Origin of the sequence: Rhodococcus sp. CX (genome assembly GCF_015865005.1) — a bacterium.
Classification (GTDB): Bacteria; Actinomycetota; Actinomycetes; order Mycobacteriales; family Mycobacteriaceae; genus Rhodococcus.
The window spans coordinates 15,795-16,586 of record NZ_JADZGH010000225.1 but is presented as its reverse complement, the minus strand read 5'-3'; the positions used below and the strand labels follow the sequence as shown (position 1 = coordinate 16,586).

Genomic DNA, 792 nt, shown 5'->3' with positions numbered 1-792 from the left:
GGCAACGCCTCACCGATCGCCAGCACCCGACGCAACGACGACGCCAACACAGCACCATCGGCCGCCGTCAGCAGAGCCTCGAGCATCGACGGCACCACATGCAACGTCGACACCGACGCCGACCGCATCAACCCCAGCAGATAACCCGGATCCCGATGCCCCTCCGCCTCGGCCACCACCAACCGGCCACCCGAGACCAACGCCGACCAGAACTCCCACACCGACAAATCGAACGTCGCCGCCGTCTTGAGCAACACCGCATCGTCCGACCCCAACCCGAACGCCGCGACCTTCCACACCAACTGATTCGCCACCGCCCGATGCGGCACCGCCACACCCTTCGGACGACCCGTCGAACCCGACGTGAAGATCACATACGCCGTGTGCTCCGGCGCCGGAGACGCCACGCGCAACGGGACATCGACCGTCGAATCATCCTGCGGCACAAAGTCGTCGACGAACAGGACGGCGCGGTCACCGTCGGCCCCGAAGCCTTCGCCGCGCGTGGTCAGCACACACACCGGATCCGCGGTGCCGAGAATGTAGTCCGTCCGCTCCGCCGGCTGATCCGGATCCACCGGCACGTAGGCACCACCGGCCTTCGCGACCGCGACCATGCCGATCACCAGCTCCACGGACCGGCGCATACCGAGCGCGACCCGCTCCTCGGGAGCGACGCCGAGGTCGACCAGCTGCCGGGCGGTCGCGCCCGCCCACGCGTCGAGCTGCCGGTAGGTCCAGGTGCGGCCGTCGAATTCGAGAGCCGGGGCGTCCGGGTTCGCGGCGACCTGT

At 68.9% G+C, this 792-nt stretch carries 1 protein-coding gene; it reads right to left on the bottom strand.

Annotated elements, in window-relative coordinates:
* On the bottom strand, window positions 1-792 hold a 792-nt coding region (locus tag I0Q12_RS33905; RefSeq protein WP_231611420.1), incomplete at both ends, for an AMP-binding protein.